This window comes from uncultured Lamprocystis sp., assembly GCF_903933125.1.
Classification (GTDB): Bacteria; Pseudomonadota; Gammaproteobacteria; order Chromatiales; family Chromatiaceae; genus Thiodictyon.
Map to the genome: position 1 here is coordinate 1 of NZ_CAIZIZ010000155.1, position 8,043 is coordinate 8,043.

Consider the following 8,043-nt stretch of genomic DNA (forward strand, 5'->3'; position numbering starts at 1 on the left):
CGAAGGAACCCCAACGATCCCAGGCGTTGGCCGTTGGGGTTCCTTCGTCACCCCAACCTACCGGGCTATCGCGGTTCCTGGTTACTCGGGTGCGGCGTTGCGCACGGTACAGGCGCCACGCCGACTCGCCCGCGTCCAAACGCGGCCGGTCCGATGCTCCTACGCCGACATCCCCAAAAAGGACCAAGTCACTGTCCGCCGCGCACGAGACGAACGAACCCGGCGTAGTACTTATAGTCGTCGTAGACGCTGCCAACGTAGAAGTACACGCTCCACGCGTAGTACGGGTCGTTGGCATACGGGGACGCGGACCAAAACCAGTCGGATGGCGTATTCGGAAAGAAGGTCGCGTTAATCGCAGGGTTATAACAGCGCCGCTCGACCAGCGACTCCAACTCATTCTTATTCGGCAGGCGCCAATCCGTGCGGCCGGCAAAATCGGTGTCGGCCGCCTGTTGCAGGGCGTTCTGCCAGGTGAAGGTAGCGGCAGCGCCGCTCGCACACCCCGCCCCGCTCAACCCCTCGGCGCACCGCTTCCACCGCAGGCCGGTGGCCGCGTCGCTGACGGTGCCGTCGCCATGGTCGGTAAAGCGGCTGTCCGGCGCCGTCGGCGTGATGTCGGTGCGGCAGGTCTGCGCCGCGACGACAGCGCAGGACGCGGACAGCAAGAGGATCGCGGTGAGTCGCCACCATCGGTTACGCATCGTCCGGTTGCTCCGTTGAGGGAGATGGAAGGTCCTCGTGTGCGCGGGTTGCGGCACCGAGGTAGAGATACCTGAGCACCCGGCGCTTCATCCCGCCAGCCAGTTGGCTCTCCTCGCCGATGAAGGCATAGGGCTGACCGACGGCGCGCAGTGACCGGCCCAGACCCTTGATGTGGCTGACCGGCCAGGACAGGCCCGCGGCCAGCCCGGGGCGTTGCTCGATCCGGGCCTCGGGCCAGCGCGCCAGCCAGGGGGCCGGGGCGAGCACACGGTGCAAGTCGTCGCCGAACAGGGCGACCCGGTTGCCGATCTGGACCAAGGCAATTGCCGGGCGGAAAGTACGGCGAAAATATCTCACCTGGCTGCGCAGAGAGGTCACGCTCCGGGGCTCCCAACGCGGCAGGATGCGCCAGGGACCGGCCGCAGCGGTGCGGCGGGAGCCGTTGCGCGCAGCAGCCGCTTGTTCACGAGGGACGGTGCCGCGCCGAAGCGCGAACAGACAGCCGAGCCAGGGGAATTCGGCGAACAAGGACTGTACCAGGTTGAATGAATCCGCGTGGCCGAAGTGCCCGAGATAGCTCGCCAGCACGGCGCGCAATGCATCGCGCCGCTCGGGCGGCAGGCGCAGGCTGACGGGGCTGACGTGGGTGCGCGCGAACGCCGTCAGCCGGTCGCGGAGGTTGCCGACCACGCGCCGACGTACCAGCCGGTAATGGGGACGCACGATATAGCCGAGAAAGTCGGCGCCGTCGGTCACTGGCCGCAACCGGGTGCCGGCCTTCAGATCCAGGTGCAGGTGCTCGGTCAGAAAAGTGGCGATCTCAAGCTCCCACACCCGCAACTGCTCGGGGTCGCTATCCAGGAGGATGAAGTCATCCACATAGCGCAGATAATACCGGCATTTCAGCCGGTGCTTGACGAACTGATCCAAAGCATTGAGGTAGACATTGGCGAAAAACTGGCTGGTGAGATTGCCGATGGGCAGACCCTTGCCCGGCGGTGCGGCGCTGAGGCGCTTGTGCGGCGGGACCCGGTTCAGATCACCCTCGGTGCAGCGGTAAAGCGTCTCAGTCTTAAGATCCTGCTTGAGCAGCACCCGCGTCAGCCAACTCAGGTCCCAGGCCACGGCCGAGTCAATGAGCCCAGCGGCGACCGCCTTCTTGAGCCGCTGGTTGATGAACCCAAAGAGCACCGCCTGATCGATGCTGTTGAAAAAATTACGCACGTCGAGTTGCAAAAACCAGGCGGGGCGGCGGCCATTGTCGCCGACGGAGCGCATGAAGGCCGCCAGCCGTTCCACCGCCGCATGGGTCCCCTTGCCCTTGCGGTTGGAATAAAGGTCATGGATGAAGACCGGCTCGAACAGCGCCTCCAGGCGCGGCACCAGCACATGGTGGACCACGCGGTCGCGAAAGTCCGCGGCGTGGATTTCACGCGCCTTGGGCTGGCGCGCGATAAAACAAAGCGAGCGGGAGGGGGCGTAGGTGCGGTCTTGCAACGCCGTTGCGGTGTCCACCAAGTTGTCCAGCAGACGCAGGTCATAGCGCTGGGCATTGGCCGTGCCCCGCTTGCGGCGGCGGCAGCCGAGATAGCCGCGATAGACCGCCGCAAACGAGAAGACACCCGCGTTGTCACTTTCCGCCGCGCACGAGACGAACGAACCCGGCGTTGTTCTTATTGTTGTTGTTGACGTTGCCATTGTTGAAGTTCACGTTCCACGCGTTGTTCGGGTTGTTGGCATACGGGGACGCGGACCAAACCACCGAACCGATCACCGGCACACTTCTGCTGAACCCACGCAGCCATGCGGTAGCGCGGGACCAGACGGATCATGCCACCATAGAGGACGGCGGTGCCGGCGCACAGTGACCTTAGCTCACCCGCGACGCCTGGGGCGCGCGGTTCAGGCCGTTGGCCGTTGCAGCCGCTTACGCCACCCCCCGCTCTGCTTGCCCACGGCCACCGCCAGTTCGGCGATGGCCTGGAATTGGTTGAAACTCTTGAACGCCTGGAGTTCTTTACCGAGTTGAATCTGTAATTTGAGATCATCCACGACTTCCACCAACCGCTGCACATGCGGCAGTTGTTCCTCGCGGTGATCAGCCGCGCGTAGGATCGCGCGGCAGACGGTCATCGCCTGGCGGCGCAATTCGCTGCCCAGCGTGTATTTATGATACCGCGGGAATGCGCGCACTGCCTGCTCGATCGCCACCAGCAGGCGGGTGGCGTCCCGCCAAATAGGGAGATGGCTCACGCGGCCCATCGCACAACCCTTTCCCGCACGCGACCACATGGCCTTGGACTAGCCAAGTCGCGACGATGCTCGATGAGCGGCGCGGTCACGCGTATCTCACAAAAAGGACCAAGTCACTGTCCGCCGCGCACGAGACGAACGAACCCGGCGGCGTACTTATAGCCGTAGTAGACGCCGCCATCGTAGAAGTACACGTCCCACGCGTAGCCCGGGTAGTAGGCATACGGGGACGCGGACCAAACCCAGGACGAAACCGTATTCGGGAAGTATGTCGTGTCGATCGCCGGGTACACCCGGTCATTACTGACGATGGACAGCAACTCCCGCGGGTCCGGCAGGCGCCAGTCCTGGGCGCCGCACAGGCCCTGGGCATTGACGTCGGCGACGTACTTGTCGGTATCGCAGCGGGCGGGGCTGAAGCAATTGTTGCCATAGTCTGCGTAACCCGGAGAGCCGCCGTTGGTCGCCGCATCCGGGTTATACCAGCTATACCTCCAATCCTTGTCCCGCAGCCCACTATCGTCGGTCTTGACCTCCCAGATCAGCCCGGTGACGTTGTCGCGCACGCAGGACCAGGCGGCAGCACTCGCGGCCAGCGGGTTGCCGTTGGCGTCGAGCTTGGTGAAGCTGAATCCGGCGTGGCCGTCGCTGTCGTCATCATGGGTCTTGTCGCGCCCATCCTGGGCGTCCTGCCAGGGATAGCCGGCCACCGGGCAGGCGAGCCCGTTCTGACTCCCGTCCGCGCACCAGTCGATGCCGGTGTCGTTGAGCGGCTCGGTGCCGCCGCGGTCGTCGCCACCCCGCAGGTCGATGGCATACTCGAACACCCCGCTGGCCGGCCCACAGGTGGCGCCGCTGCAGCCGGCGAAGCGCAGCTTGCTGCGCTTGAGCTGGCCGGGGCTGCCATAGAGCTGGAAGCTGGCCTGCGGTCCGCTCAGGACGCCATCGTAGGTGCCCGCGCCGGGCGCGGCCGGGTCGGCGGGGGTGGAGGCGTCATCGGTGTTGACCATGGTGTAACGGATGCTGTCCGCCCCGGTGCTGCCGACCGCGAGCGACTGGGGCGAGGTCCGCCAGGTCCCGCCGGCGGGGGTGACCGCGACCGCGCCGCCGCCGCGCAGGTCGATGGCATACTCGAAGACCCCGCTGGCCGGCCCGCAGGTGGTGCCCGTACAGCCGACGAAGCGCAGCTTGCTGCGCTTGAGCTTGCCGGCCGTGCCGTAGAGCAGGAAGTCGGCGCCGGGCCCGGCGAGAGAGCCGTCGTTGGCCGTCGGGCCCGGCACTCCCGGGTCGGCCGGGGGCCTGCCGTCGTCGGTGTTGACCATGCGGTAATAGAGGGTGGCGGCGCCGTCGCTGCCGACCGCGAGCCGTTGCGGTGTGTTGGTCCACGCACCCGTGGCGGGTGTGACCCAGGGCGTGCCGGCACCGGGACAGTTTAGCGTCGCGGGATCGTAGTCGACTTGGAGGTCCTCGTACTGGCGGATAAAGCTGCCGAGCGCGCTGTGGCCACTGAACCGCAGGGTATAGCGGCCCGCCCTGGCGGCGCTGAACCAGGCGTTGCCGGGTGGGGTGGCCTGGGTGAGGGTGGCCCCGATGGCCGGCAGCACCAGGTCCCAGCGGGCGCTGCCGGATTCAAAGGCATTGAGGGTGGCGGGGCCGCCGATCAGGGCCTGGAAGGGGTTCGGGACCGGGGTGGCCCTGGGGCGCAGGCCGATGGCGCACGCGCCGCCGACCCGCAGGGTGCCCTCGGTATAGGGGGCCAGGGTGGGCAGCCCCAGGATGGGGGTGCGGTCGATCAGGGCGAAGCGGTAGAGGTCGTTGGGGTCGCGTGAGGGATAGCCGATGAGGCTGACATCGAACGCCTCCAGGCCCAGGCGGAAGGCGCCGTCGACACCGCCGCCGAATTCGAGTTTGGTGAAGCGGTAGTCGACATCGCTGCCTGTACCGCCGCTGCCGTCCTGATAGCTGAAGTGTCCCTGGAGCGCGGCCTCGCCGTAGAGATAGGGCTCGATCTTGAGGCGCCCGCCGGCGATATCGTAGAACTTCACGGTCAGGTCCGGCACCATGCGGACCTCGACAACGCCATGGGTATTGGCCTCGCCGCGCAGTTCGTAGCGTTGCCAGGGTTTGGCCTCGCGGAGCACCGTCCACTGGCCGTCGCGGTAGTCAAGGCCGGCGGTCAGGTCATAGCCGAGTTCAAGGACCTGACGGATGTCGAGGGCGGCATCGGCCTGGGCGCGGAACTGAGCCTCCAGCACCAGCCGGCCAGTGACGACGATGGGGACCTGCCCGGCCCACAGGATCTTGACGAAGCGTTTGTCGAGCAATGGCGTGGTCGTCTGGTAGGTCCCGTTGGCGGTGGCCGCGAGGCGGACCTCGGTGCGGAAGGAGACCGGACCATCGAGCCGGACAACGGCGCGGCGCAACTGGCTGCCGCGCAGGTCGGCATCGACCGTGACGGCCGGCTGGAAGTCGACCCGTGCCTCGCCGCTGAGGGTGAGTCCGGCACCGCTGCTGCTGAAGGTCCGGCTGGTGGGCGCGGGGAAGTCGCCCCAGTTGACATAGATCGGCACCTCGAAATCGATGCGGCGGGTCCGGCACTGCCAGCCGCCCAACCCGGTACATTGTCCCTCGCGTTCCTGCGCCAGGGCGACGAAGCGCGCGGTGAAGGGGCGCGACTGGTCGTCGACCATGGAATCGTCGGGGCGCCAGGACAGGGTGCCCTGGCCGCGGGTGTCACTGTCACCCACGGGGGGTGACCAACTGGCGCCGTAATTCGGGCGGGATTTGCGGATCTTGGGATGGTCGAGTTCGGTGAAGAACAGTTGGGTGATCTGGTAGCGGGACTCGCTCCCGGTCTGGATGGCAGCCGTGATCGCGATGCTCAGGGCGCCGCCGGGCTCGACACAGGCGATGACGGGATAGGTGACCTGCAGCGGGCTGTCGGTCTGGGTCTTGGTCTGGCCACCGGAGCCGTTGCAGGAGGCGCCGGCAGTGGCGGCGGCGGTCGCCGGGGCGCCCAGGGCGGTGGGGAGCGTGCGCTGGCTGATGGTCAGCCCGCGTCCGGGCCATTGGAGGCTGCGCAGGTCGCCACCCTGGGTGGCCGCGAGCGTCCCCTTGGCCAGGGCGCCGGCGAGGGCCTGCTGGCTGGGCAGGTCGATGAGCTTGACCCCGGTGGCGAGCTGCGCGTCCTGGAAAGTGTCACTGAGGTCGGCGGCGGCAGTGCCCAGGGTGACCTGGTCGCCATTGCGGGTGAGCCTGGTGACGCGCCGCAGGAAACCCTCGCCGATGGCGGTCGTGATGAGGGTGCCGACGGCCGGCGGGCTGGCCCCGCCCGGCAGCCGGTAGCTGACGCTGGCGGGGGTGACGATCAGGTTGGTGGCGTTACCGGCATCGAGCACCAGCCGTGTCTGGCCGGTCGCGACGGGCGCGGCGGCGGCGGTGAGCACGCTCAGTTCGTTGCTCCAACTGCTGTTGCCCCGGGTGTCGAGGGCGGCGACTTTGACGTAGTAGAGGGTCGCGGGGGTCAGACCGGTGAGGGTGCCGGCGACGGCGCCGGTGACCTGGGCCTTGGCGGTGCCGGCAGCGGGCTGGAAGGCCGGGGTTGGGCTGGCATGGAGCACATACCGCAGGGCGGTCGGGTCGGTATCATTGTCGTTGGTCGTGAGCCATTCGAGGTCGATGCGGTCGCCCTGAAGGGAGTTGCCGGCGACCAGTTGGACCCGCCAGGGGGCCTCGCCGGGGGGCAGTATGCCAGTGGACAGCCAGCCGCTCAGGGACTCCGGATCGGTGCGGACGGCACCGGCGCCCAGGGCGTCGGCGGTGAGAGCCTGGCCGGTCAGACCGGCGAGCAGGCGCCACAACAGCAGGCCGTCGGTGAGGGCGCCGCGCCGGCCGTCGCCGTCGATGTCGAAGAGGACCCGGCAGGCGTCCGTCTCCAGACGGGTGGCGATGGCCGCGGCGCTGCAGCGCGTACAGCCGGACCCGACCGCGCCGGTAATGAGCTGTGCCCCCGTGAACCCGAACAGATGGCGCAGCAGCAATTGGCCATCGGTGTCGGTGGTGGCCTGGCCGTCGCCGTCGATGTCGGTGCCGCAGAGGGGTTCCACCGCGCCCGCCGCCATGGCCCATGACAGGGCGAGCACGGCCAGGGTGAGGGCGATTAAGCGGAACCAGCGGGCGGTCCATTTCGGCATGGCGGCATGACCATCGTGTTGGTCGGCGAAGACGCGCCGATGGTGGATCGGAAGGCATTACGGCGCGCCTCGCCGAGGTGGTGCACTGTTATCGGTGGCACGTCGCGGAACTATCCCCTAGACTCTGCAAGAGTTTAGCTTAAGTGCGACCGGGAATGAACAGGAAGATGCAACGGTACCTATCGTCCGGACGTGTTGGCCTGGTGGCGGCCGCCCTGGTCTCCTGCCTCGGCTGGACGACCGCGGCCGGGCAGACGCAATCGGTCTCCGCCGAGCCGGCCAGCCAGGCCGCGGCCAGTGGGGCCGCGGTGACTATCACCCTCGTGTACAATGTCGGCGGTGCGGACGCGACCCTGACCGGCCTGGGTGTGCGGCTGCACTGGAACTCGACACGCCTGACTTTCGCGGGCCTGACGGAGACGCTGGGGCAGGGCCTGGTGGCGCAGGACACGGCCTGCCGCGACGACCGCACGACGAATTTCGACCAGGACGCGGCCACCGATTGTTTTGCGCTGATCGCGTGGGCCAGCCGGTCGGGCGACTGGCCGGGCACCCTGCCCAAACCACTGCTGGCGGCACGGTTCACCAGTCGCCTGGCGGCTGGCCAGAACACCAGGGTCCAGCTCAGCGCCGGCGCCAATCCCGCCGGCTATGGATTCGCCGCGACACCCGCGGCCGTCTATGGCCCAGGGCTGGACAGCGACGGGGATGGGGTGCCGGATGCGCAGGACAACTGTCCGCACACGCGGAATCCTGACCAGGCCGATGCGAATGAAGACGGCATTGGCGATGCTTGCGAGGCCGGCGATTTCTGCTGGGAGTGCCTGCCCAACCGGGGCGGCTGGCGGGCGATCCTGGGGCGGTGAGTCTGGCGGCGGCCCACCCGCCGCCG

Annotated in this window: 6 protein-coding genes; 1 reads left to right on the forward strand and 5 read right to left on the reverse strand. The window is 67.8% G+C overall.

From position 1 onward, the window contains the following. Window positions 1-188: 188 nt before the first annotated feature. From QZY03_RS07660 to QZY03_RS07675, 5 genes are all read right to left on the reverse strand, one after another. Window positions 189-704, reverse strand: a complete 516-nt coding sequence (locus QZY03_RS07660) for a DUF1566 domain-containing protein (protein ID WP_295579782.1) — start codon at window positions 702-704, stop codon at window positions 189-191. Beyond that, on the reverse strand, window positions 697-2,403 hold the full coding sequence (locus QZY03_RS07665) for an RNA-directed DNA polymerase (RefSeq protein WP_295579784.1): 1,707 nt from the start codon (window positions 2,401-2,403) through the stop codon (window positions 697-699). Before QZY03_RS07665 ends, QZY03_RS07660 begins: the two co-directional genes overlap by 8 nt. Further along, window positions 2,336-2,485, reverse strand: a complete 150-nt coding sequence (locus QZY03_RS32015) for a DUF1566 domain-containing protein (RefSeq protein ID WP_363182300.1) — start codon at window positions 2,483-2,485, stop codon at window positions 2,336-2,338. Before QZY03_RS32015 ends, QZY03_RS07665 begins: the two co-directional genes overlap by 68 nt. 122 nt (window positions 2,486-2,607) lie before the next feature. Beyond that, entirely contained in the window at window positions 2,608-2,958 is a 351-nt protein-coding gene (locus QZY03_RS07670; protein WP_295579786.1) for a four helix bundle protein, read from the reverse strand. 113 nt (window positions 2,959-3,071) lie between these two features. Next, entirely contained in the window at window positions 3,072-7,151 is a 4,080-nt protein-coding gene (locus tag QZY03_RS07675) for a DUF1566 domain-containing protein (protein WP_295579788.1), read from the reverse strand. A 167-nt stretch (window positions 7,152-7,318) separates the two neighbouring features. On the opposite strand from QZY03_RS07675, the gene QZY03_RS07680 reads away from it, so the two are divergent. Further along, window positions 7,319-8,017, forward strand: coding sequence for a thrombospondin type 3 repeat-containing protein (locus QZY03_RS07680; protein ID WP_295579790.1), 699 nt, complete (start codon window positions 7,319-7,321; stop codon window positions 8,015-8,017). Window positions 8,018-8,043 lie beyond the last annotated feature (26 nt).

Coding starts and splice junctions, on each gene's coding strand:
- QZY03_RS07680 (WP_295579790.1), top strand. CDS start 7,319: ATGCAACGGTACCTATCGTCCGGACGTGTTGGCCTGGTGGCGGCCGCC.
- QZY03_RS07675 (WP_295579788.1), bottom strand. CDS start 7,151: ATGCCGAAATGGACCGCCCGCTGGTTCCGCTTAATCGCCCTCACCCTG.
- QZY03_RS07665 (WP_295579784.1), bottom strand. CDS start 2,403: ATGGCAACGTCAACAACAACAATAAGAACAACGCCGGGTTCGTTCGTC.
- QZY03_RS07660 (WP_295579782.1), bottom strand. CDS start 704: ATGCGTAACCGATGGTGGCGACTCACCGCGATCCTCTTGCTGTCCGCG.